At 57.9% G+C, this 24,743-nt stretch carries 26 protein-coding genes; 12 read left to right on the top strand and 14 right to left on the bottom strand.

The features are described 5' to 3' along the window. Positions 1–273: 273 nt before the first annotated feature. From WKI41_RS05475 to WKI41_RS05455, 5 genes are all read left to right on the top strand, one after another. Complete coding sequence (locus WKI41_RS05475; RefSeq protein WP_340192500.1) at positions 274–1,215, top strand: peptidylprolyl isomerase; 942 nt, start codon at positions 274–276, stop codon at positions 1,213–1,215. A gap of 115 nt (positions 1,216–1,330) precedes the next feature. Then, a complete protein-coding gene (gene pdxA / locus WKI41_RS05470; RefSeq protein ID WP_340192970.1) occupies positions 1,331–2,347 on the top strand; it encodes a 4-hydroxythreonine-4-phosphate dehydrogenase PdxA in 1,017 nt (338 codons plus the stop codon). Next, complete coding sequence (gene rsmA, locus WKI41_RS05465) at positions 2,347–3,177, top strand: 16S rRNA (adenine(1518)-N(6)/adenine(1519)-N(6))-dimethyltransferase RsmA (RefSeq protein ID WP_340192499.1); 831 nt, start codon at positions 2,347–2,349, stop codon at positions 3,175–3,177. The genes pdxA and rsmA overlap by 1 nt, the downstream gene beginning before the upstream one ends. A gap of 62 nt (positions 3,178–3,239) precedes the next feature. Next, complete coding sequence (locus WKI41_RS05460; protein ID WP_340192498.1) at positions 3,240–3,467, top strand: hypothetical protein; 228 nt, start codon at positions 3,240–3,242, stop codon at positions 3,465–3,467. After that, a complete protein-coding gene (locus WKI41_RS05455) occupies positions 3,455–3,865 on the top strand; it encodes an alpha/beta hydrolase (RefSeq protein WP_340192497.1) in 411 nt (136 codons plus the stop codon). Before WKI41_RS05460 ends, WKI41_RS05455 begins: the two co-directional genes overlap by 13 nt. On the opposite strand, the gene gmk is transcribed toward WKI41_RS05455, so the two are convergent. The 7 genes from gmk to fabD all read right to left on the bottom strand — a co-directional run bounded on the left by gmk (position 3,862) and on the right by fabD (position 10,758). Further along, positions 3,862–4,524: a guanylate kinase gene (gmk, locus tag WKI41_RS05450; RefSeq protein ID WP_340192496.1), complete on the bottom strand. Its 663-nt coding sequence runs from the start codon at positions 4,522–4,524 to the stop codon at positions 3,862–3,864. The two genes, WKI41_RS05455 and gmk, sit on opposite strands and share 4 nt — an antisense overlap. Before the next feature lie 5 nt (positions 4,525–4,529). Then, positions 4,530–5,417 (bottom strand): YicC/YloC family endoribonuclease, encoded by an 888-nt coding sequence (locus tag WKI41_RS05445; protein WP_340192495.1) that lies wholly within the window; start codon positions 5,415–5,417, stop codon positions 4,530–4,532. A 55-nt stretch (positions 5,418–5,472) separates the two neighbouring features. Next, positions 5,473–6,690, bottom strand: coding sequence for an endolytic transglycosylase MltG (gene mltG, locus WKI41_RS05440; RefSeq protein WP_340192494.1), 1,218 nt, complete (start codon positions 6,688–6,690; stop codon positions 5,473–5,475). 308 nt (positions 6,691–6,998) lie between these two features. After that, positions 6,999–8,261 (bottom strand): beta-ketoacyl-ACP synthase II, encoded by a 1,263-nt coding sequence (gene fabF / locus WKI41_RS05435; protein WP_340192969.1) that lies wholly within the window; start codon positions 8,259–8,261, stop codon positions 6,999–7,001. A gap of 165 nt (positions 8,262–8,426) precedes the next feature. Continuing rightward, entirely contained in the window at positions 8,427–8,663 is a 237-nt protein-coding gene (locus tag WKI41_RS05430) for an acyl carrier protein (protein ID WP_027675866.1), read from the bottom strand. Between the two features lie 382 nt (positions 8,664–9,045). Further along, positions 9,046–9,783, bottom strand: coding sequence for a 3-oxoacyl-[acyl-carrier-protein] reductase (gene fabG / locus WKI41_RS05425; protein ID WP_062425623.1), 738 nt, complete (start codon positions 9,781–9,783; stop codon positions 9,046–9,048). Positions 9,784–9,813: 30 nt separating this feature from the next. Further along, complete coding sequence (gene fabD, locus WKI41_RS05420; protein ID WP_340192493.1) at positions 9,814–10,758, bottom strand: ACP S-malonyltransferase; 945 nt, start codon at positions 10,756–10,758, stop codon at positions 9,814–9,816. 226 nt (positions 10,759–10,984) lie between these two features. Between fabD and WKI41_RS05415 the strand changes: the two genes are divergently transcribed. The 5 genes from WKI41_RS05415 to rplI all read left to right on the top strand — a co-directional run bounded on the left by WKI41_RS05415 (position 10,985) and on the right by rplI (position 14,781). After that, positions 10,985–12,028, top strand: a complete 1,044-nt coding sequence (locus WKI41_RS05415) for an aldo/keto reductase (protein ID WP_340192492.1) — start codon at positions 10,985–10,987, stop codon at positions 12,026–12,028. Positions 12,029–12,315: 287 nt separating this feature from the next. Then, a complete protein-coding gene (gene rpsF / locus WKI41_RS05410; protein WP_340192491.1) occupies positions 12,316–12,762 on the top strand; it encodes a 30S ribosomal protein S6 in 447 nt (148 codons plus the stop codon). A gap of 12 nt (positions 12,763–12,774) precedes the next feature. Further along, a complete protein-coding gene (gene rpsR, locus WKI41_RS05405; RefSeq protein ID WP_003502063.1) occupies positions 12,775–13,023 on the top strand; it encodes a 30S ribosomal protein S18 in 249 nt (82 codons plus the stop codon). A 189-nt stretch (positions 13,024–13,212) separates the two neighbouring features. After that, entirely contained in the window at positions 13,213–14,190 is a 978-nt protein-coding gene (locus tag WKI41_RS05400) for a DUF2232 domain-containing protein (RefSeq protein ID WP_340192490.1), read from the top strand. Positions 14,191–14,205: 15 nt separating this feature from the next. After that, entirely contained in the window at positions 14,206–14,781 is a 576-nt protein-coding gene (rplI, locus tag WKI41_RS05395) for a 50S ribosomal protein L9 (protein WP_306932004.1), read from the top strand. A 179-nt stretch (positions 14,782–14,960) separates the two neighbouring features. Here the strand turns inward: rplI and WKI41_RS05390 are convergent, their stop codons facing one another. Continuing rightward, the gene (locus tag WKI41_RS05390) at positions 14,961–15,884 is read right to left on the bottom strand and encodes a DMT family transporter (RefSeq protein WP_340192489.1); all 924 of its coding nucleotides are present in this window, start codon (positions 15,882–15,884) and stop codon (positions 14,961–14,963) included. 120 nt (positions 15,885–16,004) lie between these two features. Between WKI41_RS05390 and WKI41_RS05385 the strand changes: the two genes are divergently transcribed. Beyond that, on the top strand, positions 16,005–16,715 hold the full coding sequence (locus WKI41_RS05385) for a metalloregulator ArsR/SmtB family transcription factor (RefSeq protein WP_340192488.1): 711 nt from the start codon (positions 16,005–16,007) through the stop codon (positions 16,713–16,715). Between the two features lie 80 nt (positions 16,716–16,795). On the opposite strand, the gene WKI41_RS05380 is transcribed toward WKI41_RS05385, so the two are convergent. The 3 genes from WKI41_RS05380 to WKI41_RS05370 form a co-directional block, all read right to left on the bottom strand. Next, positions 16,796–17,863 (bottom strand): HlyD family secretion protein, encoded by a 1,068-nt coding sequence (locus tag WKI41_RS05380; RefSeq protein ID WP_340192487.1) that lies wholly within the window; start codon positions 17,861–17,863, stop codon positions 16,796–16,798. 18 nt (positions 17,864–17,881) lie between these two features. Further along, positions 17,882–19,438 (bottom strand): MFS transporter, encoded by a 1,557-nt coding sequence (locus WKI41_RS05375; RefSeq protein ID WP_340192968.1) that lies wholly within the window; start codon positions 19,436–19,438, stop codon positions 17,882–17,884. Positions 19,439–19,584: 146 nt separating this feature from the next. Further along, a complete protein-coding gene (locus tag WKI41_RS05370) occupies positions 19,585–20,040 on the bottom strand; it encodes a MarR family winged helix-turn-helix transcriptional regulator (RefSeq protein ID WP_340192486.1) in 456 nt (151 codons plus the stop codon). 318 nt (positions 20,041–20,358) lie between these two features. On the opposite strand from WKI41_RS05370, the gene WKI41_RS05365 reads away from it, so the two are divergent. Next, positions 20,359–21,855 (top strand): replicative DNA helicase, encoded by a 1,497-nt coding sequence (locus WKI41_RS05365; protein WP_062425631.1) that lies wholly within the window; start codon positions 20,359–20,361, stop codon positions 21,853–21,855. Between the two features lie 45 nt (positions 21,856–21,900). Here the strand turns inward: WKI41_RS05365 and WKI41_RS05360 are convergent, their stop codons facing one another. The 3 genes from WKI41_RS05360 to WKI41_RS05350 form a co-directional block, all read right to left on the bottom strand. Further along, the gene (locus tag WKI41_RS05360) at positions 21,901–23,595 is read right to left on the bottom strand and encodes an ABC transporter ATP-binding protein (RefSeq protein WP_340192485.1); all 1,695 of its coding nucleotides are present in this window, start codon (positions 23,593–23,595) and stop codon (positions 21,901–21,903) included. A 97-nt stretch (positions 23,596–23,692) separates the two neighbouring features. Beyond that, positions 23,693–23,995, bottom strand: coding sequence for an AzlD family protein (locus tag WKI41_RS05355; RefSeq protein ID WP_340192484.1), 303 nt, complete (start codon positions 23,993–23,995; stop codon positions 23,693–23,695). Then, positions 23,992–24,702: an AzlC family ABC transporter permease gene (locus WKI41_RS05350; protein ID WP_340192483.1), complete on the bottom strand. Its 711-nt coding sequence runs from the start codon at positions 24,700–24,702 to the stop codon at positions 23,992–23,994. Before WKI41_RS05350 ends, WKI41_RS05355 begins: the two co-directional genes overlap by 4 nt. Positions 24,703–24,743: the final 41 nt, after the last annotated feature.

Raw genomic sequence — 24,743 nt, 5'->3', positions numbered from 1 at the left:
TGAAGCAGCACCTACAGCGGGATTGTGCTCGACATCATGTGATCGATGGAGCGGTGTGAAGGTCACGCTTTTGCCGCAGATATCGACGATCTGGTTGTGACGGGCGATTGCGGTGATAATCATTCCAGTGATATACACGGGCGCGTTCATATTTAGGATTGCAGCGGAAGGATGACATCACCGTCAGGTGAGGATGCAACCTTCGCGCTGTAAAAGTTTCAAAAGCAGTGCCGTGGCGCCAGTCCATCGGCTTGCCGAGAGGGAGAGACCAGGATGAACTTCGGAAATAAGGCGATGCGCAGCGTCGCGTTCGCCTTTGCGATCTTCGCAGTTCCCATGATTGTCGCGCCGCAGGCGAATGTCGCTTTTGCCGACAGCGCGGTGAAGATCGTCGTCAACAAGACACCGATCACCTCTGATGATATCGCGCGCCGGGTGGCTTTCCTGAAGTTGCAGCGCCAATCTGGCAATCTCAACGAGAAAGCCCGCGAGCAGCTTATCGAAGAGGCCTTGAAGCGCGAGGAAATCGCCCGCGTCAAGGCGTCTGTCAGCACCGCAGATGTCGATGCCGCCTTTGGCCGCTTTGCTGCCAGCAACAAGTTGACGAAAGAGCAACTGACCAAGGTTCTGACACAGGCCGGTGTGGGCGCAGACCACTTCAAATCCTTCATCGCCGTGCAGATGAGCTGGCCGCGTCTGGTCAACGCTCGTTATGGTGGCAAGAACCGTATGTCGACACAGGACTTCATCACCCGCCTCAAAGAGCGCGGACAGAAGCCGGTGACATCGGAATATGTCCTGCAGCAGATCATATTCGTTGTACCGGAATCGAAGAAGTCCATCATCGGCAAGCGCAAGAGCGAAGCTGAAGCGTCGCGCAAGCGCTATCCTGGCTGTGAGCAGGCAAAGACCTTCGCAGCCACGATGCTGGACGTTTCGATCAAAGACCTTGGTCGTATTCTCGAGCCGGAACTGCCCTCAGAATGGAAGGACCTCGTGACCAAGACGCCTGAAGGCGGCACCACCGGCACGCGCGTGACCGAAAAGGGTGTCGAGTATCTCGCTGTCTGCAAGAAGCAGCAGGTCTCCGATGATTACGCGGCGGAAGTCGTGTTCCGTGCCGAAGATCTAAGCAAGGCCGAGAAGGGCGAAAACCCGAACGAGAAGAAGTATATGGACGAGCTGCGCAGCAAGGCGCAGATTACCCAGACCTGATGCCAGCGCGGCACCGCCGCACGGTGCCGATGGTCTTCCCAAAACATAAGAACGCCGCTGATCGGCAGGGTCGACCCTACTGTGATGGGCGCAACAGGTGAAAGCTCCGAATCTAGTGACGTCGCTTCAATTGCCTCTCGCTTTGACACAGGGCGATCCCGCCGGGATCGGTCCCGATATCGCGCTCGCGGCCTGGGCAAGACGCGATGAACTCGGCGTTCCGCCGTTTTTCTTCGTCGGCGATCCAGACGTGCTGACGAGCCGCGCGAATATTCTTGGCATTCCTGTCAAGGTCGTGACTTGCGAGGCCGAGGAAGCCATAGCTGCGTTTGCCTCCGCCCTGCCCGTCTTCTCCATTCCCGTCGGGTTTGAGGTACAGGCAGGTCAACCCCATGTCGGCGCAGCGATCTCCACAATCAAATCGATCGAGACAGCCGTCTCATTGACGATGGCAACGAAGACCGCCGCCATCGTGACCAATCCGATTGCCAAATCCGTGCTTTACGAAGCGGGCTTCGGCTTTCCCGGGCATACGGAGTTTCTTGCTGATCTCGCCTTGAAGCACACCGGGCAAGCGGCGCGACCGGTGATGATGATTGCCGGGCCGAAGCTGCGGGTCGTGCCTGTGACGATCCATATTCCGCTCAAGGATGTGGCCCCGGCTTTGACGGAGGATCTCATCGTCGACACCTGCCGGATCGTTGCCAACGATCTGAAGAGCAAGTTCGGCATGGAGGGACCGCGACTGGCAGTTGCCGGCTTGAACCCACACGCGGGCGAAGACGGTGCCATCGGTGCGGAAGATCGCGATATCATCCATCCGGCAACCATACAGTTGCGAAAAGATGGTATCGACGCCTTCGGGCCGCTGCCGGCCGACACCATGTTCCACGATGCCGCGCGCAAGCGTTACGATGTCGCGATCTGCATGTACCACGATCAGGGTCTGATTCCGGCAAAAGCGTTGGGCTTCGACGACTCGGTCAACGTAACGCTCGGCCTGCCCTTCATCCGCACGTCTCCCGATCATGGCACAGCGTTTGGTATTGCTGGACAGGGTATCGCCAATTGCTCCAGCCTTGTCGCAGCATTGAAGATGGCAGCCGATGTCGCTGTTCGGCAGGCCTCCTGATGGCAGCAATCGATGGTCTTCCGCCGCTGCGCGACGTCATCCAGCGCCATGGTCTGGATGCGAAGAAGTCGCTCGGTCAGAACTTCCTGTTCGATCTCAATCTGACGCAGAAGATTGCGCGCACTGCAGGTCCCTTGGACGGCGTTACGGTTTTCGAAGTCGGGCCTGGCCCTGGCGGTTTGACCCGCGCCATTCTTTCACTCGGTGCAAAAAAGGTCATCGCCGTCGAGCGCGACAGCCGTTGCCTTCCCGCACTGGCGGAAATTGCCGATCACTATCCGGGACGACTTGAGGTGATCGAAGGCGACGCGCTGAAGACCGATTTCGAAGCGCTGGCTCCCACAGGTGAACCGGTGCGCATCATTGCCAATCTCCCCTACAATGTTGGCACCCAGCTTCTGGTAAACTGGCTCCTGCCGAAGCAATGGCCGCCATTCTGGCTGTCCATGACGCTGATGTTCCAGAAGGAAGTCGGCCAGCGGATCGTCGCAGAGGAAGGCGACAATCATTACGGCCGCTTGGGCGTGCTTTGTGGATGGCGCACAGTTCCGGAAATGGCCTTCGACGTGCCGCCGCAGGCCTTCAGCCCGCCTCCGAAAGTCACCTCGACTGTGGTGCATCTGTTGCCGAAGGAAAAGCCTCTAGCCTGCGATGTGGAGAAGCTCGAGAAGGTGACGGAAGCTGCCTTCGGGCAACGCCGCAAAATGCTACGCCAGAGCGTGAAGAGCATCGGCGGGGAGTCCCTGCTTGGTAAAGCTGATATTGACCCCACGCGACGCGCCGAGACGCTTTCTGTCGAAGAATTCGTACGGTTGGCGAATAGCCTGTAACTCTGCTGCGGGCGCGACAAAGCCGACATTGATCTCGCTTTTGATCGAGCCCGAGGGACGCCATGTACGACGCCGGTTTCGAATATAGGTTCGAGCCCCATCAGGACCCGCCGACGGCGTCGTCCTGCTTCTTCATGGGTCTGGCCGGGATGAGCAAGACCTACTCGCGTTCGGTCGTGTCGTGTTTCCTAACGCTCTTCTTTATGCGCTTCGCGGCGCTGTCCCATGGGAAAATGGTTTTGCATTTTTCCGCAGGACGCACGACCGGCGACTCGACGTGGATGATCTGAAAGCGCAGGCTGCTCGGCTCTGCACGTTCATCGAGTTTACTACGCAGCAGACAGGCCAGACGCCATTCCTGGTCGGCTACTCAAACGGTGCGATCATCGCAGCTGAGGTGCTGTGCCAGGATTGCAGACTGGCACGGGGAGCGATCCTGTTGCGTCCGCTGTCCCCTAGAAGAGATGAAGAGCTCCCTCGTCTCTCCGGCTTTCCCGTCGTTCTGCTTGCTGCCAAGCACGATGAGCGGCGCGAGCCGAACGATGCGCAACATCTGGCCGCCCAATTCGTCACCGCTGGCGCGGATGTTCGTCTCGAAATCCTAGACGGTGGTCACGGATGGGCGGAGGGCTCGGCCGATGAAACGCTCTCGCGTCAATGGTTGGGACAAAACCCCCAGGCTGATTAAAGCTGAGGCTCTTCTTCAAGCAATCCTCGGATGAAATCGAACATGCCATGGCGACGATCGCGGCGGACGCGTTCGGCCTTGACGATAGCTTCGACGGCCGAAAAGGCGGCCTGAAGGTCGTCGTTAAGGATCACGTAGTCATAGTCGCGCCAGTGCTCGATCTCCGCACGGGAGTTGGCTAGGCGTGTGCGGATGACCTCTTCGGTGTCTTCGGCGCGGCGATGCAGTCGGGACTGCAGTTCGGTCATCGTCGGCGGCAGGATGAAGATCGACACGACGTCCGCCTTCATCTTGTCCTGAAGCTGCTCTGCACCCTGCCAGTCGATATCGAACAGCATGTCGCGGCCTTCAGCCATGGCCTGCTCCACGGGCGCACGCGGGGTGCCGTAGAAATTGCCGTGTACCTCGGCCCATTCCAGCAACTGATCGCTGTCACGCATCACCTCGAATTCACGCTTGGTGATGAATTGGTAATGGATGCCTTCAATCTCGCTTTGTCGACGCTGGCGCGTTGTGACACTGACAGAGAGACTGATGTTCTTGTCCCGGTCGAGCAGGTTTCTGGCAATGGTGGACTTACCCGCACCCGATGGCGAGGACATGACCAGCATAAGCCCTCTACGGGCAATATGAACGGGAGAGCTATTTGCTGGCACCATGGAGCCTACTCCAGATTTTGAACCTGTTCGCGGAATTGGTCGATCACGACTTTCAATTCTATACCAGCAGCGGTTACAGCACTGGCATTGGATTTGGAACAGATCGTATTCGACTCCCGGTTAAATTCCTGTGCAAGAAAATCGAGCTTACGCCCAACAGGACCACCCCCAGCGAGAAGTTCGCGTGCCGCGGATATATGCGACGTCAGCCGGTCGATCTCCTCACGTAGATCGGCCTTCGTGGCCAACAACGCGGCTTCCGCGTAAAGCCGTTCGCGATCAAGACTTGCATTGCCATCGCCGATCAAGGCGATCTGCGCTTCCAGCCGAGTTCGGATTTGCTCGGGTTGACGAGAAGGATCGGCCTCGATGACGCAGGTCAATTGTTCGATCCTGTCGATGTGACTGGAAAGCAGCGTGTAAAGCGAGGCGCCTTCCCTCTCGCGCATGGTTTTCAACGAAGTGACGGCTGCTGAGAAGCCCTCGATGATATCGGCATCCCGCGCGCTTCGCGCATCTTGCGTTTCTTCCGGTTCGCGAAACTCCACGAGTCCCCGCACCGACAGCAAAGTATCGAAACTCAGAGGAGCATCGCTCACAGCATTGCCCAGTTCCTTTTTCAGTGCAAGCACCGCATCCAGCGCATCGCGGTTGACGACGGCCTCAAGCTTGGTCTCTGACGCAGACACCGAGAGCCCGGCCTGAATGTTACCGCGTGACAGGCTTTTGGAGGCGATGTCACGCAACGCCGTTTCCAGCGGTTCCATGCCTGATGGCAGGCGAAGGCGGAGATCCAGCCCCTTTCCGTTGACGGAGCGTAATTCCCAGGCCCAGCGATATCGTCCGGAAGAGCCTTCGCTGCGCGCAAAGCCCGTCATGGATTGCAGTGTCATTCGAATGTCCCCCAGAAGCTTGAGCGCGATCACACGACCACATCAAACCCCTCTATCAATTTGCCGGTTTCTCTGCCTGATTACCACCCGGCTGACCGTCGACGACGGTTTCGGAGTTGCCGCCGGCAGCCGCTTTTTCCGCTTCGATCTTGCGCCAGCGGCGCACATTGGCGTTATGCTCATCCAGCGTCTTGGCAAAGACGTGGCCACCGGTGCCGTCAGCCACAAAATACAGATCGTCCGTGCGCCAAGGATTGGCGGTTGCTTCTAGCGCGGCCCGGCCCGGATTGGCGATCGGGTGCGGCGGCAGGCCACGGATGATGTAGGTATTGAACGGCGTCTCTTTTTGCAGATCCGACTGATAGATGGGCCTGTCGGATGGTTTGCCCTCGCCGCCAAACAGCCCGTAAATGATCGTCGGGTCGGATTGCAAACGCATGTTCTTCTTCATGCGGTTATAGAAGACCGATGCCACATGGCCGCGTTCGTCGTCCTTGCCAGTTTCCTTCTCGACAATAGATGCAAGCGTGACAAACTCCTCCACCGTCTTCAGCGGCAGGTTCGGATCACGACGCTCCCAAAGCATCTCGACAAGCTTCGTCTGCGCTGCGCGCATCTGGCGCACGATTTCGTCCCGCTTGGTGCCGCGGGTAAAGGGATAGGTATCAGGACGCAGACTCCCTTCCGGCGGCAGTTCGCTCGGAAGATCGCCTTCAAGCACCGGGTCGGAAGCAAGACGCGCAAACATCTGCTTTACCGTCAGGCCTTCCGGGAAGGCAACCGTGTAGAGGATCGACTTGCCCGATTCGAGCAGGGCCAGGATGTCCTTCATCGACGCCTGAGCCTTGATCTCATATTCGCCGGGCTTGGGTGTCTGGCCCGCGGTCATGTAGCGATCTGCCATCAAGCGGAAGATGCGGCCGTTGGAAATGGCATCGCTCCGCTCAAGCGTGTTTGCGATTTCCGCCAGACCCGCTCCGTTGCGTACAGTGATGGTGGTGTTGGTGGCAAGCGGGCCGGGCTCATGAAACGCGTGAATCATGTAATAGAAGCCGGCGACACCGACCACCGTCACAGCAACGATCAGCGTCATGAGAAAATTCAGAAAGATGACCGCCTGGCTGTGGGCCTTGCGCGAGCGCTTTGGCGGCTCAGGCACTTTTTCAGGTCTCAGAGCCTCGGTCGGCGATTTGGGAATGATCGGTCCACCCTTGCTCTCATAGGAGCTGTCGCGGTCGTAGGGGGGCTGATTGTTCTCTCTGTTATCGCTCACCGGCGGTCCTTTTCAGTTCGGCATTACAACGGCTTATTTGAGCAGGCAATGCGGCAAAAACAGGTTCGGCAGGCTATTCTGCACTCTCTACCGGTGGCGGGAACAAACACATCTTCGTTGACGAAGAGCGGATCCTCCACCGCTCCAGTTCATCGAAAACCAATGCGCTCGCATCTTTAGTTTCGAAGAGCTGGCAGATCAGGCGATCCCGGCATCTTGCCGGGAAAGCTGAAAACGTTCTGATCGATTCTTGAATGGGCGGCAAGTAGCCGCCCGTGCGGATGGACTTAACGGGTCAATCTGACCCTTCAGCCTTCATAACGACGAAGCACCAGAGATGCATTCGTTCCGCCGAAGCCGAAGGAGTTCGACAGTGCCACATTAACGTCGCGCTTGCGCGCCTGGTGCGGCACCAGATCGATTGCCGTCTCGACATCGGGATTGTCGAGGTTAAGTGTCGGCGGAACGATGTTATCGCGGATGGCAAGTGTTGCAAAAATCGCTTCGATCGCACCTGCCGCGCCAAGAAGATGGCCTGTTGCCGACTTGGTGGACGACATGGAAATCTTCGAGGCGGACTCACCCACGAGGCGCTCCACCGCGCCGAGCTCGATCGTGTCAGCCATTGTCGAGGTGCCGTGGGCGTTGATGTAGTCGATGTCGCCCGGTGTCAGCCCGGCGCGCTTCAGCGCCATGGACATACAACGATACGCACCATCGCCATCCTCGGATGGAGCCGTGATGTGGTATGCATCGCCGGAGAGACCATAGCCGACGACTTCGGCATAAATCTTCGCGCCACGTGCCTTGGCATGTTCCAGCTCTTCCAGAACGACAATGCCGGCACCCTCGCCCATGACGAAACCGTCACGGTCGCGGTCGTAAGGGCGCGATGCCTTCTGCGGGTCGTCATTGTGCTGGGTAGAGAGCGCCTTGCAGGCGGCAAATCCTGCGAGCGAAATGCGACAAACAGGCGATTCAGCACCCCCAGCAACCATCACATCGGCGTCACCGAGCGCGATCAGACGCGAAGCATCGCCGATAGCATGCGCGCCGGTGGAGCATGCCGTCACGACCGCATGGTTGGGGCCACGGAGCTTGTGTCTGATGGACACCTGACCGGAAACAAGATTGATCAAACGACCGGGAATGAAGAATGGCGAGACGCGGCGCGGGCCTTTATCTCGAAGCGTGTATCCTGCTTCCACGATGCCTTCGAGGCCACCGATGCCGGAGCCGATCAGCACGCCGGTCATGATCTGATCTTCATCGGTTTCGGGATGCCAGTTGGCGTCGTTCAGCGCCATCTCGGCGGCCGCCATGCCGTAGATGATGAAGGGGTCAACCTTGCGCTGTTCCTTCGGCTCCATCCAGTCGTCGGCATTGAAGGTGCCGTCGGTACCGTCACCGACAGGAATGCGGCAAGCAATTTTCGCGGGCAGATCGTCGACTTCGAATTCCGTGACGAGACGGGCGCCATTCTGACCGGCCAACAGCCGCTCCCAGGTCACTTCCGTTCCACAACCAAGGGGAGATACCATGCCGGTACCTGTGATAACGACACGTCTCAAAGTCAATTGTGCGCCCTCATAATCCAATCATAGGTGTTTGGTATATGTATTTCAGCGTGCGACACGCTCCATCCGGCCAAAAGAGACCGTATGATAAAATATTGGCCCGGACAGGCCGGGCCACATCGGGAAGGCTTTGAGGCCTTCCCTTGATCCATTCAACGATTAGGCCTGAGCCTTTTCGATGAACTTGACAGCGTCGCCAACAGTCAGGATCGAGTCAGCTGCGTCGTCTGGAATTTCGACGCCGAATTCTTCTTCGAACGCCATAACCAGTTCAACGGTGTCGAGCGAGTCAGCGCCCAGATCGTCGATGAAGCTTGCGCCTTCAACGACTTTGTCGGCGTCAACGCCAAGATGATCAACTACAATTTTCTTTACGCGTTCTGCGATATCGCTCATGTCGGTTTCCTCGACCTTTACTTTGAAAGGAATGCCCCTTCAGGCACCCTGCCCTGTTAAAACCCCCAAGCGCCCTTTAAGGCAGGCACCGTGGGCAAACCCGTTCAACCCGGTCAAGCTAACATCGTCGCAAGAAATCGCAACGGTCGCCTGTCACTCCGGGACGACTGTTCACAGTCTTCGCCCGCTTAACATGGTTTCCCGCGGGAAAAAAGCCTTAAAATAACGCTAACACACGCGCTCTACAGGCAATTTTCTCTCCGGCACATGCCAGAAGTCGAAGTGTGCAAGCGCCACCATAGCAAGACGCAAAGCGCTTTCACCTGTTTCATCTTCCAATCGCGCCCCACGAAAATCATCGTCGATTCTCAGGCGCAATGGATCAGATCATGGCCATGCCGCCGTTGACGTGCAGCGTCTGGCCGGTCATGTAGCCGGCCTCGTTGGAGGCAAGGTAGAGCACGGCAGAGGCAATTTCAGCGCCTGTACCCATGCGCTTCATCGGGATCGCTCCCATGATGCCTTCCTTCTGCTTGTCGTTCAGCTTGCCGGTCATGGCGCTTTCGATGAAGCCCGGAGCAACGCAGTTTACTGTCACGTTGCGAACGGCGATTTCCTGAGCAAGCGACTTGGAAAAACCGATCATGCCAGCCTTGGAGGCACAGTAGTTGGTCTGGCCCGCATTGCCGGTGACGCCGACGATGGAGGTGATGTTGATGATGCGACCGAAACGGCGGCGCATCATCGGATGGGTCAGTTCACGCGTCAGGCGGAACATCGAGGTCAGGTTGACCTCGAGCACATTGTCCCAGTCCTCATCGCTCATGCGAACGAAGAGACCATCCTTGGTGATGCCGGCATTGTTGACGAGGATGTCGACGCCTTCAAGCTCGGCTTCCGCCTTCTCGCCAAGCGCCTTTACCTCTGCGCGGTCGGCCAGATTGGCCGGGAAAATCTTGACGCGTTCGCCAAGCTCGGAGGCCAATGCCTCCAGCTTCTCGACGCGGGTGCCATGAAGGCCGACCGTAGCGCCCTGCGCATGCAGCATGCGGGCAATTTCTTCACCAATACCGCCGGTCGCACCGGTGATGAGAGCCTTACGGCCAGTCAGATCAAACATGCTGTTCGTCCTTTATTGTATCTTTTGAACTCAGCCGAGAAGCGTCTGAAGTGCGGCTTCGATATCCGCAGGAGAATTGACGGCAACGCCATTGACTGTCTTGTCGATGCGGCGCGCAAGGCCCGTCAGAACCTTGCCGGAGCCGATCTCAAAAAGCGTGGTCACATCGTTTGCGGCAAACCACTCGACAGTCTCGCGCCAGCGAACCTGGCCCGTCACCTGTTCGACCAGCAGGGCTGCGATCTCATCCGCATCGGAAACCGGGGTCGCGCGCACATTGGCGACCACAGGAACAACCGGATTGTTCTTGTTGACCGAAGCCAGCGCTTCACGCATCGCCTCTGCGGCAGGTGCCATCAGCGCAGAGTGGAAGGGTGCCGAAACCGGCAGCATGATGGCGCGCTTGGCGCCTTTTTCCGATGCAAGCGCGGCAGCCTGTTCCACCGGCGCCTTTGAACCGGAAATGACCAGCTGACCGCCGCCATTGTCATTGGCTATCTGGCAAACGCCACCGGCCGCCGCTTCGGCGCAGATCGCCTCCACATCGCCATGCTCAAGGCCAATGATGGCCGCCATGGCACCCTCGCCCACGGGAACGGCAGCCTGCATGGCATTGCCGCGGATGCGCAAGAGACGGGCTGTATCGGTGAGCGAAAATGTGCCGGCAGCACAGAGCGCGGAATATTCACCAAGCGAATGGCCCGCGACATGAGAAACTTTCTCAGCCAGCTTCAGACCACGCGCTTCCAGAACACGCATCACGGCCATCGAAACGGCCATCAAAGCTGGCTGCGCATTGGCTGTCAGCGTCAGCGTTTCTTCAGGACCGTTCCACATAATGTCGGACAGCTTCTGTCCAAGGGCTTCGTCAACTTCTTCGAAAACGGCGCGGGCTTCTGCAAAGTTCTCCGCCAGATCCTTGCCCATGCCGACAGCCTGGCTGCCCTGGCCGGGAAATGTGAATGCGATAGCCATGGAATGCGGTCCTTCTTTTTTGGCCTGTTCTTGGGCCTTCACTTCCATCTTGGGGCTTTCCATTCACATTCCAGCCCGCAAAGTCAAGGCTTTGCGCCGCTGGCCACGCCTTCGCGATCTGTTTCGCCGTCCTCTTCCACAGAGATTGACGCGGAATGTTTTTTCTTGCGCTGCGGCAATTCCGCATTACTTTCTGCCCACCTTCCAAGCAAAACGAGACATTTCCATGAAACAGAACACGTTGGGACGCACGGGCATTTCCGTGTCGGAAATCTGCCTTGGCACGATGACATGGGGCACGCAGAACACTGAGGCTGAGGCCCATGAGCAAATGGACTACGCGCTCGAGAACGGCGTGAACTTCTTCGATACTGCCGAGCTCTACCCGACGACGCCGGTTTCCGCCGAAACGCAGGGTCGCACGGAAGACTATATTGGAACATGGTTCCAAAAGACCGGCAAGCGCAGCGACGTGGTTCTGGCGACAAAGGTTGCCGGCTCCGGACGCGACTACATCCGCAGTGGGCGCGATATTGACGCCGCAGCCATCCGCGAAGCGGTCGACACCAGCCTCACACGCCTGAAGACAGACTACATTGATCTTTACCAGATCCACTGGCCGAACCGCGGCACCTACCATTTCCGCGGCGCCTGGAGCTTCGACGCTTCCAAGCAGAACAAAGAAAAGACCCTCGAAGAGATCAACGAAAAGCTAGAGACACTCGGCGAGTTGGTAAAGGCCGGCAAAATCCGCGCCATCGGGCTTTCCAATGAAAGCGCCTGGGGCACGCAGAAATATATCGATATTGCCGAGGCCAAGGGCCTGCCTCGCGTCGCCTCCATTCAGAACGAGTATAATCTTCTGTATCGCAGCTTCGACCTCGATCTGGCGGAAGTCGCCCATCATGAAGATGTCGGGCTGCTCGCCTACTCACCGCTTGCAGGTGGCATCCTGACGGGCAAGTACCAGAACGGCGCGCGTCCCGAAGGATCGCGCGGGTCGATCAATCACGATATCGGCGGACGGCTTCAGCCTTTGCAGGAGGCTCCAGTAAAAGCCTATCTGGAACTGGTCTACGAGCTTGATATCGATCCTGCGCAGCTTGCCATTGCCTTTTGCCTGACCCGCCCCTTCATGGCGTCCGTGATTATTGGCGCAACAACGATGGAGCAGTTGAAGACGGATATCGCCGCAGCGGACGTGACATTGTCCGATGAGGCGTTGAAGAGCATTGCCGATCTTCATCGGCAGTATCCGATGCCCATCTGATCCTGCGGTTGCAGCAGGCTTTTTCGGGCAGTGCGCTTGCATTCTGAGCGAAATTCAGTATAAGCGCGCTGTTCACAACACCCGGTCTTATGGCTGGTGGCTGAACGGAGGGCTGGTTTCGGTCTCGAAACAGCAGGAACCATAAGGTTTTTCCGGCCTCCCGTGTCTCCGCTCTCGACCGTCTCGAACAACGCTTTTCTTGCCTCCGGTTTTCCGATCAAGAGCAGTCGTTGAGGCTTAGCGCCGTTGCCGGGTGATGAATGAAACGCAAGAAAGGCAAAGCTTAAATGGCTCTTTACGAACACATCTTCCTTGCCCGGCAGGATATCACTGCCCAGCAGGTCGACGCACTTGTCGAACAGTACAAGGGCGTTATCGAATCGTTCGGCGGTAAAGTCGGACGCATCGAGAACTGGGGTCTGAAGTCCCTTACCTATCGCATCAAGAAGAACCGCAAGGCTCACTACGCTCTGATGGACATCGACGCTCCGGCGGCTGCCATCCATGAAATCGAGCGTCAGATGCGCATCAACGAAGACGTTCTTCGTTACATGACCATCGCTGTGGAAGCTCACGAAGAAGGCCCGTCTGCCATGTTGCAGAAGCGCGACCGTGACGACCGCCCTCGCCGTGACGGCGACCGCCCGGATCGTGGCGACCGTGGTGACCGCGGTCCCCGTGATGGCGCATCGCGCGAAGACCGTCCGCGCCGTCCGCGCGAAGACCGTGCATAAGGAGAAATAACAATGGCTGACGCATCCTCTTCCCAGGCACGCCGCCCGTTCCACCGCCGTCGCAAGACGTGCCCTTTCTCCGGCGCTAACGCTCCGAAGATCGACTACAAGGACGTTCGTCTCCTGCAGCGCTACATTTCTGAGCGCGGCAAGATCGTTCCTTCCCGCATCACCGCCGTTTCCCAGAAGAAGCAGCGCGAACTCGCTCAGGCGATCAAGCGTGCACGCTTCCTCGGCCTGCTGCCTTACGTCGTAGCGTAATTCAAGTTACGAGGCCGCGGTTTGACGCGGCCTCGTTCTTCCTCTTGAGGAGCCGACTTCAAGTCAGCCTGTTCCAAGAGCTCCAATTCCTTCCGCGTTGGGCGCGGATCGACCAATACCAAACCCCATGTTGGGGACGACGTTCAAATGAACGGTCCTCTAACTGCTAAGACAAGCAGGACAGCGACGTTGAGACAATTGAACCAGACAGTGCTGATCACCGGCATTCTTGCCGGCATATGCGCCGCGTTTCTGACGCTTGGCGCAACGGCACAGTCGTCGATGTCTTTCCTGCTTTATGCGGCTTCCGCCATGCCGGTTCTTGTTGCCGGTCTCGGCTGGGGCAATGCCGCGGCCATCGTTGCCGTTCTCTCAGCAGGCTTTCTTGGCGCCCTTGCCGTCTCCCCGCTTTTTGCCGTGACGATCGCAATCTTCACACTGATCCCGGCTGGCTGGCTGTCTCACCTCGCAAACCTTGCGCGGCCTGCGGCTGAAATCGGTGGCCCCGAAGACTTGATGGCCTGGTATCCGCTTTCCGGCATCGTTCTGCATCTTTGCGGCCTGATCACGGTCTCGGTCATCATTCTCGGTACGATGATCGGCTACGGTCCGGAACTTGTTTCACAGATGGTCGATCTGATGATGGCGTCGGTGCAGGCAAGCGAATCGACCTTCAAGCCAGACCCGGCAGCACTTGCGCAAACCAAGTCGCTTCTGGTTCTGATGCTGCCGATGATCCAGGGCGGGCTCTGGGTCATGCTCTTGTTCGCGGCCTACTATTTCGCAAGCCGCATGGTGCGATCCTTCGGCAAGGGCCTGCGCCCACGCGAAGATATAGCAGCAGCACTTCGCATGCATCGCAACGCGATCTTCATTTTTCTTGCGGGCATCGTCCTGACCTTTTTTGGCGGTGTTCCCGCCATGGTCGGTGCGGTCCTTTGCGGCACATTCGGCGCGGGATTCATCATGGCGGGTTACGCCTCGCTGCATCACCGTTCCAAGGGAAAGGACTGGCGCTTGCCGGTTCTCGTCCTCGCATACCTTTCAGCGGTCTTCATGTTTCCGCTGTTCTTCATCCTCCTCTTAGGTCTCAGCGACGTGCGCAGCACGATCTCTCTGACGCCTACGCGGAACTCCGATCAATCGAACGAAACCAACACCAAATAAGAAAGGATCAAGAAGATGGAAGTCATTCTTCTCGAGCGTATCGCAAAGCTTGGCCAGATGGGCGAAACCGTAAAGGTTCGCGACGGCTATGCACGTAACTTCCTGCTGCCGCAGGGCAAGGCGCTGCGCGCCAACTCTGCCAACAAGGCACGTTTCGAAAACGAGCGCGCAACGCTCGAAGCCCGTAACCTCGAGCGCAAGTCCGAAGCCCAGAAGGTTGCCGACGCACTCGAAGGCAAGAGCTTCATCGTCGTTCGTTCCGCTGGCGAAACCGGCCAGCTCTACGGTTCTGTTGCTGCTCGCGACGTCGTCGAAATCCTCGGTGCCGAAGGCTTCAACGTTGGTCGTAACCAGGTCGAACTTAACACCCCGATCAAGACCATCGGTCTCCACAACGTCACGCTTCACCTGCACTCGGAAGTCGAGCTTCAGGTTGAGCTGAACGTTGCCCGTTCGGCTGAAGAAGCTGAGCGTCAGGCCAAGGGTGAAAACCTCACCTCCGCTGACGCCATCTACGGCGTTGACGAAGATGCCCTGCGTCCGGAAGACTTCTTCGATCCGGAAGCTGACCGCGACGGCGACGACGACTAATAGCTTCTGGCCTTTCGGCTCAGAAACCAAACCCCGGATGGCAACATCCGGGGTTTTTGTTTTGGCGTTGCGGGGACTTAAGCATGTCGCGCAAAAGTGTGAAGCGGTTTTGCGATAACGACACGCGGTAAAACAACGACCTCAAGCGTATGAGCGAATCTGAAAGATCGCGACACTGCCTAGTCGGTTGCGGCTTTTGCAGGCGCTGCTCTCCTGGTCGACATACGTGTCGGCAACGTCATGGCAATAACCCCCGCCAGGATGCAGACGAGACCGATCATCGTACTCGCATGCAGTTGCTCACCCAAAAATATCACGCCGATCGCCACCCCAACGGGCACGCGCACATAGGCCTGCGCCGTCGTGCCGAGCGACCCCAGCGTGCGAACGAGGCGGAAGTAGATAGTGAAAGCGAGCGCGGTGGAGAATATCGAGAGACCGATCAGAGCCGAAATCGATCGTGCAGAGGGTACAAGTTCCCAAGGCCGATCAACTACCAAGCTCACCGGAATAAGGATGATTGCCCCGCAGATCAGCGAGGCCGCGGCAGGGATCATCGAGTCGATGCCCTTGAAATTTTTCCCGAAGATGGCCGCGCCAGCATAAAAGGCGGTTGCGAGAATGACAGCCATCTGCGCCAGCACGACATCGCCCAATCCGTTCAGTGCCTGAACGCCGATCATGACAACGGTCCCGACCAAGCCGATCGTCACGCCAAACAGCTTCCTGCCGTTCACCACCTCATGGCGGGTGATCATTGCAGTCAGCACGAAGGTGAAGACCGGCGTTAGAGAATTGAGAATAACCGCAAGCCCCGCGTCGATGTAATGTTCCGCCCAGGCAATCAACGTAAATGGCAAAACGCTGTTCAGCACTGCCTGGATGGCAAACATCTTCCACAACGCCGCATCCTTTGGAAGCCGCAAGCCGCGCCAGAAGATGATGACGGTAAGGATGCTGCCGGCAATGGCTGTTCGCGCAGCAATCAGTGTGAGCGGCGGGATCGTCTCGATCCCGATCTTGATGAAGGTGTAGGAACTGCCCCACAGACAGCCAAGCAATACAAGCAAAGCGAGTTCCGGCAGTATTTTTTTATCGGCCATGACGTCAGTCTCTCTATCGAAGCGTTCCTTCTTTATAGAGTTGCGCCGCGATAGGAAGCTTCGGTATTGGCCGAACCATGCGACGCTGACGCGCGCCTGCCGAAATGATAATGGTCCTACATGACCGGTATCGCCTCGCCCAACACGATTGCTGCCATCGCCAACCTGATTGGTGATACGACACGCGCGAACATGCTATGCGCCCTGATGGGCGGGCAGGCGCTGACCGCAGGCGAATTGTCGCGAAACGCAGGTGTAACGCCACAGACGGGCAGCGAGCATCTGGCGAAGATGGTGGACGCCAATCTGTTGACGACAGTGAAACAAGGCCGGCATCGCTACTACCGACTTGCCTCGGCGCAGGTTGCACATGGGATCGATGCGCTCATGTCGATTGCCGCAGCCGGTCCGAAACGGCATCATCCCATTGGGCCACGAGAAAAAGATATGCGTCTCGCCCGCAGTTGTTACGACCACATTGCAGGTCGGCTTGCTGTGGCATTGGCAGATAGCCTCAACGTCCATGGATATGTTTTGCTTTCCGACGAGGGCGCGCTCGTCACGGAGAAGGGCAAGGTCTTTTTGGGAGAGTTCGGGATCGACCTTAGCGAGGGTCCTCGCTCAAAACGGCCGCTCTGCCGCACCTGCCTGGACTGGAGCGAGCGACGTCACCACATTGGCGGGCGCGTCGGCACTGCTCTTTTTCAGCGCACGCTCGATCTCGGCTGGGTGGTGCGTCGTGCTGAAAGCCGGGCGTTGAAGATCACGCCTGCGGGCGACAAGGGTTTTCGGGAGCTATTCTGCCTCCCCGCGGAATGGCGGGAAGGCTGAGCGGGACGACCAACGCAAAACCAAGCTTTCCAGCCTGCTACAGAGGCTGAGAGGCTTGAGCACGCCAGGCAGCCGCAAGGCTACTTGGCCGCCGTCTCTTCGGTCGTCGGCGCTTGGCTCTTGTCAACGCGCACCACGACCGACATGCCGGGAGACAGTTCTGTGGCGGCCTGTTGATCCGGATCGATCGACACGCGCACGCCCACTCTCTGCGCAATCTTGACGAAGTTGCCTGTTGCATTGTCCGGCTTGATCACGGCGAACTCTGAACCCGCGGCAGGCGAGAAGCGCTCGACCCTGCCCTTCAGTTTGCGATGATGCAGCGCATCGACCGAAATCGAAACGGGTTGGCCTACTTCCATGCCTGCAAGCTGCGTTTCCTTGAAGTTGGCAACAACCCACACTTCATGTGGGACGACGGCCATCAACTGGCTTCCCGCAGCCACATACTGGCCGACGCGAGCGCCTACCTCCCCCAGTTCTCCATCGCGCGGCGCCTTGATCTCGGTGTTCTGCAAATCGATTCTGGCAAGCTCGACTGCGGCCTGCGCGTTGGCGACGGCTGCTTGAAGCGAGCTGCGATTGACGATGATGGTCTGCAGATCCTGACGCGCCACTTCCAGCGCTGCCTTGGCTTGCGATAGCCCAGCGCGAGACTTTTCGAGATTGGCCTGGGCTTCTTCCTGAAGGCTTGAGGTACCAACGCCGCTACGGATCAGATTGTCCTGACGATCCGCAGCAAGCTGCGCCTGTTTCAAAGACGCTTCGGCGCTATCCACCGCCGCCTGGCTGGACGCGATATTGGCGCGGGCAGCGTTTTCCTGCTGACGGGAGTTGTCCGAAGCGGCGGTCTGGCCAGCAAGAGTAGCTTCTGCCTGTGCCAGTCGCTGACGGAAGATGCGGTCGTCGATCTTGACCAGGAGGTCACCCTGCTTGACCTCCTGATAATCCTTGACCGGCACATTCACGACGTAGCCGCTGACCTGTGGGCTCATCGTGGTGACGTAACCGCGCACATAGGCATTGTCGGTCATCTCGACATGGCTGGAAAAAGGTGGCAGGCGCCAGGCATAAAGCACCAATGCGACTCCGGCGATGCCGCCGAGAAGAACGATAAGAGTAAGCGGTGTGAAAATCTTCTTTAGCATTTTTCGGTCTCTGAAGGATCAGGATTGGGAAACGGCGGCGGCACTCTCGCCGCCCGTCATCAATGGTTTGATGCGTAGCCACGCCAAGTGAAGAAGCAACATCACGAGAGCAGCGGCAGCGCAGACGGCAATGAGCAGGAAGGTATCGTTGTACGCGAGGATATAAGCCTCTTTCGATACTTGCTGTGCCAGCAGAGTCACCCCTTCCGCCCTTAGCAGGGTTGGGTCCGTCAGCACATGGCTGTAGGCACCGGAAAGCTGGCTGATACGCTGTGCGACCTGCGGATTTTGCAGAAGGATGCTTTCCACCAGAATATTGGAGTGGAATTTTTCCCTCAGCGTCACGAAGGAGCCCAACAGACCCGTTGTCAGCATCGATCCGGTAATCTGCGTGAACAGGAAGATGGTGATGAAGTTGACGAGATAGGGCGGCCCTTTCGCCAGTGCGGCACCAAAGCCCTTCGCCATCACCGGCGGCAGGAACATGGCGGCGCCGAAGGCGATCATGGCCTGGCTCAGATACATTTGTTCGGGCCGCGTCAGGTTTGTCGACGTGCTGTCCATGAAGGCGCCGAGTGCGATGCAGGACAGCGCGATGACATGCGCAGTCTCGACATATTTCGTCAGCATCAGCAAAGTACAGGTCGCACCGCCGAGAACAGTCGCCAGTATGATCAGACCGTAAAGCCCCATCGTCTGGTCGTTGAGAATGCCAAGCTGTTGGTAGAGGCTGACGGCCGTGGACGATTGTTCCGAGGAGACCGCGCGATAGACCAGCAGGACGGCGATAAGATGCAGATTGGTACGCGAGAAAATCCAGCGCAGATCGAGCATCGGGTTCTTGCGGGGCAACTCGATGATCGTCATCACGGTCAACAGGCTGATCGATGTCGCCAGAAGGACGCCGAGCCACCAGGTCTCAAACCACCAGTAGAAGCGGCCAAGCGTCAGGAAGACGGCAAGACAGCCCAGGCCACCGGCAAAAAGCAGATAGCTTAGAATATCGAGACGCTCGATAACCTTGACGCGAGGCGGCGGTGTCAAAGGCAGGAGGTAGATGATCGGCAATACCGCAAGCGCCAGACCGACTTCCATGCTGTAGAGCGCCTGCCAACCATCGATCTGCAACAACGCCGGCGAGACGATACGGGCAAGCGGCGCCGCCAGAAGCGTTCCAGTCAGCGCAATGCTGAGGCCAAGCGTCAGCTTGCGCTGCGCTGGGAAAGCTTCGAGAATGTAAAGAAAGCCGAGCGAGGATAAAGGTGCCGCCGCCATACCGCTGACGAAACGCACGACGATGGCCGAATGCAGATCCGTGACGAAGAGGTTGAGGCAGGACGCCAGCACGAAAGCGATGATGCTGATTTCCGCGAAGGGACGCAGGCCATATTGCTGGCGTACCTTGAACAGCGCGATCGAGAATGTTGCGTAAGGTGCCATATAGGCTGCTGAGAGCCATGCAACCTCCGCCACCGTGCCGGAAAATTCGCCCTGCAACTGGTAGAGATTGGCCATGACGATGTTCATCCCCATGCCTTGCGTGATGAAGAATGCAAGGCCGGCAGCGATATACATCAGCTTTTGACCGAAGGATTTTTCGGCAGGCTGTGCCGGCGGCACGGCAGCAGCTTCCTGCGACGCAGGTGCAGATCCCGACGCAAGAGAAGCCTCGTTCGCCTCCTCGTCCAAAGATACGTCGCGTGTGCTCGTTACGGCGTTGCTCACGGCGCCACCTCTTCTTCCGAGAGTTTGTGCAGATTGCCGGTCAGGCGTCTGACCACGTTGAGCGCCACGCGGATCTCATCGGTCGAGATATCCAGCGCGATCTCTGCTCGCATGGCCTTTGCCTGTGCATCCACATCTTCGAATGTCTGCAGCCCGGAGGATGTCATATGAATTCGCTTCGCCCTCCGATCGATCTCGTCAGAACGCCTTTCGATGAGTTTTTGTTTCTCCATGGCATCCAACAGCCGCACGAGCGTCGGCGTTTCGATTTCCAACTCTTCGGCGAGCTCCTTTTGCGTCAACGAACCGCGCCTAGAAAGCGCAAACAATGTCCGCGCCCGCGCCAGCGTGAGGCCTTTCTCAGCAACGCGGGCGTCGAAGAACGAGCGGAGCTTGCGGTTGAAGGCCGCCATCTCATCAAAAAGCTGCTCTTTCTCTGTGATCCGAGACAATGTAACTAGACCTTATAATTAGTATGCTACTTATTTTGTCCCTACCTATTTCGATCCCTGCTAAAATTCAAGTGTCGTTGGTGAATTGGAGCCATGCCTTAAATTCATGGCAGAGGGCGGCTGATTCGCGAGACGCCAACGCATCGCTCGAATCTTCCTGTGGATTGTTGGGGACAATGCACTATGTTGGGGTCACTGCCTCTCTTTAGGTAAGGTGAGGCGCGAGTGTTGCCTCAAGGTCATTGACGGCAACGACGCCACGCTTCAAACCGACAGGCTTGCAAAACAGAAGATAAGGCTAAGGGAGATCACGAGACCATGAACGACGCCGTGAGAAAGATCACCCCAGCGCCCGCCGCCGAACCGCTCTATCGCGAAGCGCCGAACAACATCGAAGCCGAGCAGGCGCTATTGGGTGCAATCCTCGTCAACAACGACGCCTATTATCGCGTGTCGGACTTTTTGAAGCCGGTTCATCTTTACGAGCCGCTGCACCGCAAGATTTTCGAAGTCGCGGGCGATATCATCCGCATGGGCAAGACGGCCAATCCCGTCACCATCAAGACCTTCCTTCCGGCGGACGATAAAGTCGGCGACCTTACCGTCGCTCAGTATCTTGCGCGCCTTGCCGCCGAAGCCGTTTCGATCATCAACGCCGAAGATTATGGCCGCGCGATTTACGACCTGGCGCTTCGACGCGCGCTGATTCAAATCGGTGAGGATGTCGTCAACATCGCCTATGACGCGCCGCTCGACATGCCGCCGCAGGCGCAAATCGAAGACACCGAGCGCCGCCTTTTCGAACTGGCCGAAACCGGGCGCTATGATGGCGGCTTCCAGTCGTTCAACGATGCGGTGGCTCTTGCGATCGACATGGCTGGCGCGGCCTTCGAGCGCGACGGCAACCTGTCCGGCATCTCCACCGGCATCCATTCGCTCGATGCCCGCATGGGTGGCTTGCAGCGTTCGGACTTGATCGTGCTTGCCGGACGTCCGGGCATGGGTAAAACCTCGCTTGCCACCAACATCGCCTACAATATTGCAGCCGCCTATGAGCAGGAAGTGCAGCCGGACGGTACGTATAAAGCGAAGAATGGCGGCGTTGTCGGCTTCTACTCTCTCGAAATGTCGTCCGAACAGCTCGCAACCCGTATCATCTCGGAGCAGACGGAAGTCTCGTCCTCGAAAATCCGCCGCGGTGACATCACCGAAGCCGATTTCGAAAAACTGGTCGCCTGCAGCCAGATGATGCAGAAGGTGCCGCTCTATATCGACCAGACCGGTGGTATCTCGATTGCTCAGCTTGCCGCGCGTGCGCGCCGCCTGAAACGTCAGCGCGGTCTTGATGTTCTGGTGGTCGACTACGTTCAGCTGATGACGGGCTCCGGCAAGGGCGGTGAAAACCGCGTGCAGGAAATCACCCAGATCACCACCGGCCTGAAGGCGCTCGGCAAGGAACTCAATGTTCCGATCATCGCGCTCTCACAGCTCTCGCGTGCGGTGGAAAGCCGCGAAGACAAGCGCCCCCAGCTCTCCGACCTTCGTGAATCGGGCTCTATCGAGCAGGACGCCGACGTGGTGCTCTTCGTATTCCGTGAGGAATACTATGTGAAGAACATGGAGCCGCGCGATCCGGCAGACCCGAAATATGCCGAATGGGAATCGCTTTTCGACAAGGTGAAGGGCACGGCCGACGTTATCATCGCCAAGCAGCGTCACGGACCGACCGGCACCGTCAAGCTCGCCTTCCAGGCAGAGTTCACCCGCTTTGCCGATCTGGCCGATCCATCCTTTAGCCAGTACGAAGAACACTGATAGCTCTTCGCCTCGTGTGTGGAACGGCCATGAGGCGGAGTCTTTTCAAGGCGGTAGAAAAGGCAGTTGAGACATTGAATCGCTTGCCTCAACCGGTTTCAAGGTGATGACTTGATCCCCTGGACGGATGGAGCTTTGACGGTGGGTGATGGCGATGATCGTCAAGTTGCCATTCAGTTTGCGTAACTGATCCATGATCTCCCGCTCGGTGTCTTCATCGAGCGCGGAACTGGCTTCGTCCAGGAGTAAAATGGAAGGCGCGCCATATAGAGCTCGCGCGATGGCGATACGCTGGCGCTCCCCGCCCGACAGCTTCAATCCCCTCTCCCCAACAATAGTGTCGAAGCCGTTCGCCATGCTTTCAATCCGTCTTAGGATCGCAGCCTTCTCGGCCACTTTTCGCAGCCGCTCTTCGTCACGAGGCCGCCCCAGCACGATATTGGTGCGCAGGCTGTCGTTCAGGAGCTGGATTTCCTGCGGCACGATGCCGACAACAGAATACCAGCTTCCCCTTCCGATCTTTTTCAGATCAACACCTTCAATGAGAATGCGCCCTTGCTGCGGCACCAAGGTCTTCTGCAGCAGCTTAAACAGGGTGGATTTTCCGGAACCGGTCTCGCCGGTGATGAAGGTCAGCCGCGCCGGTGACGCCGTGAAGGAAACGTTGTCGACGCCTCGGCCGTTGTCGTAACGGAAGCCGACATTCTGAAGTTCGATCGTCTCAGGGCGCGGCGCTGGCAGCTCCAATTCCACCTCTTGCGACTCCTCCGGCTCCATCCACATGCGCGCGCACGGCATGAAGCGCGCCAGAGAGCGCATCGCCTCTCCTATCGACTGCCCGATCATCTCAAACGGAATATTCAGCTGAAGAAGCAGCATGTTGAACAGAACGATGTCGCCAACGGAGATCGCGCCTTGCTGATAGCGAGGCAGCAGCAGATAGAAGCTGAGCATAAGCTGCAGGCAAAGCGCCAGAGCGAGCGTCGCGATAAAACCGATACGTCGCAGGGAATAAAGCCGCCAGTTTTGATAGATCGCACTGGCGTTTTCACCAAAGCGCTGCTGCATCCAGACGATACTGCCGGCGTGCCTCAAAGGTTCGATCATGTTGACCGCATTGCCGACGAAGCCGGCATTTTGCTGTCCTGCGTCGATGGCGCGCTCGAGGTAACGACTGGTAAAGCGGTTGGACGCAATTGTCAGTCCTATAAACGCTGCGCCATAACAGAAAACGATCAGGATCAATTCCGGGCTGATCGCCGCACCAAGCACGATGATGCTGAACAGAAAATTGGCGAATCCCGGTACGAAATAAATGAGGACGATCTGCATCAAGATCGACGCTGCGGATGCGCCCTGAGTCTGCGCTTGCTGGATCTCCGCAGGATTATAATCGGTGAAGAAAGATGCTTGCTTGCGCGTGATCCGTTCGAAGAAGCGGGTCGTCGCGACCAGTTCGAGCCGTTCCGAATGGATGACGGCAAGATATTGCGTGCAACGCTGAATGCCGGTCGCAAGCGCCGTCAAAGTGGCATAAAACGAAAAGGCCAAGATCCACGGACCGGTCTCTTTCGGCACGTCATCGATAATGCGCGAAAACACAAAAGGACCGGCGACGGCCAGGATCGCGCCTGCGAGGATCGTTACCACAAGAAGAGCGATCGAGGCCCAGGCCGTTCTCAGGTCTTCCTTGTAGATCTGCCGTAGTGGCTGAAAGGCGATCTTGTAGTCTTTGAACAAAACGGTACTCCCGCTTTTCACCAACTAGAAAGTCGTCATCCCAGACATATCGTCCTCGGCTGCCCTGGACAAGGCCGGTCACCTTCAACGCATCGGCTTACAACCCAAAGGCACGCAAAACCGCCACGGTCACGACACCTGTTGCTGCGGCAGGCAGAAGCGAAAAACGCGTTGCTGCGAGAGCGGTCACAGCGCAGCCGATGGTTTCGGCGAGGCCGCTCGTCAAGGCGGTTGGTGTGACGACGGCCATCAGCACTGCGGGTGGTACGGCGTTGAGTGCGCGTTTGGCGCGGTCCGTCATCTGGACGTGGCGAATGAGAACGAGGCCGCCGAAGCGTGTCGCAAGAGTCGCAACCGCCATGGCAATGATCGTCAGCAGCGTATCTACATCGACGTTCACTGGGGCTGCTCCTGCTCATCCTTGGCGAACGCGGCGACGGCCAATCCGGCAAGAGCACCGGCTGCGATATACCATGCACCGGGAACATATCGATGGACGAGGAACGCGGCGCTCGCGCTCGCGAGCAGAACGAATCCTGTCTCCCTGCCCTTCCAAAACCCCATCAAGAGCACGATGAAGACCGCTGGAAACGCGAAGTCCAGGCCGATCACCGTTGTATCGCCCATGACGGAACCCAAAAGAGCGCCTGCCAGCGTCGACAGGTTCCAGACCGTGTAGATCGAAAGCGCGGCGGCGGCGTAGAAGGCCGGGCGCAATGTGCTTGTCATGCTGCGAAACTCGGCCAGCGCCCAGGATTCGTCCGTCAAAACCGGCATGGCAAGCCAGCGCTGCCAAGGTTTGAAACTTTGCATTTTTGCGCCGATGGAGGCGCTCATCAATATGTGCCTGAGATTGACGAGGAGTGCCGCAAAGCCGAGCGCTGCCCAGCTTGCAGGATGCGTCCACAAATCCATCGCGACGAACTGCGCACCGCCGGCGAAAACGAACAGCGACATCAGGCAGGCTTCCAGGGGCGATAGACCCTTGCTGACGGCAATCGCGCCGAAGACCATACCGATGGGCACCATGGCGACAAGCAATGGCGAAGCGGCTTTCAATCCAGCGATCAGTTCCTGTGGTTTTTTGGGCGGGGCTTCGCTCAACATCTGCTTCTCCTGTGCAGGAGATGCATCTAGGCGCAGACCAA

The sequence above is a fragment of the Agrobacterium larrymoorei genome (genome assembly GCF_037722385.1).
Classification (GTDB): Bacteria; Pseudomonadota; Alphaproteobacteria; order Rhizobiales; family Rhizobiaceae; genus Agrobacterium; species Agrobacterium larrymoorei_C.
The sequence above is the reverse complement of the archived record's forward strand: the minus strand, read 5'-3'. Positions and strand labels throughout refer to the sequence as shown.